The organism is Shewanella sp. SM101, assembly GCF_025654465.1.
Classification (GTDB): Bacteria; Pseudomonadota; Gammaproteobacteria; order Enterobacterales; family Shewanellaceae; genus Shewanella; species Shewanella oncorhynchi.
In genome coordinates this window covers 1-765 of sequence record NZ_JAKKRH010000142.1, presented here as the reverse complement: position 1 = coordinate 765, position 765 = coordinate 1, and the positions used below count along the sequence as shown (strand labels likewise).

Below are 765 nucleotides of genomic sequence, written 5' to 3'. Positions count from 1 at the left end.
GGAATCGCTAGTAATCGTGGATCAGAATGCCACGGTGAATACGTTCCCGGGCCTTGTACACACCGCCCGTCACACCATGGGAGTGGGCTGCAAAAGAAGTGGGTAGCTTAACCTTCGGGGGGGCGCTCACCACTTTGTGGTTCATGACTGGGGTGAAGTCGTAACAAGGTAGCCCTAGGGGAACCTGGGGCTGGATCACCTCCTTACCTATACGACTAACTTAATGTTTGTTGAGTGTTCACACAGATTGCTTGTTTAGCTTCTCTTAGGAGAAGTCAGAGCTAAATGCGCCGCGAGCCGGTACGCATTGTTCTTTAACAATTTGGAAAGCTGATAGTATTTAATTGCATGAGTCTGTCATGTGATTAATTACAAAACGTTTAATGCGCAAGCATTGAACATGAGTTCTCAAACACTTTATTAAGTGTCTTGAATATTCAATAGTAAATTATTCTTTGCTGAATAGTTTACGTCTAAGGCGCGTCCACTTCTTTGGTCAGAAGTGAGACAAGTAAAACCAAGCTGGTCGCAATGCGRCGCAGATGAGTGAAACTCATTTGGGTTGTATGGTTAAGCGACTAAGCGTATACGGTGGATGCCTTGGCAGTCAGAGGCGATGAAGGACGTAGTAACTTGCGAAAAGCGTTGGCGAGCTAGTAACAAGCATTTGAGCTAACGATGTCCGAATGGGGGAACCCAGCAGCATAAGCTGTTATCGCAACATGAATACATAGTGTTGCGAGGCGAACGAGGGGAACTGAAACA

General features: G+C 46.2%; 2 rRNA genes. Both read left to right on the top strand.

What is annotated here, in order from left to right:
- A 16S ribosomal RNA gene (locus L5M38_RS24330) occupies positions 1-206 on the top strand; the annotation flags it as partial.
- 362 nt (positions 207-568) lie between these two features.
- Positions 569-765, top strand: a 23S ribosomal RNA gene (locus L5M38_RS24325); the annotation flags it as partial.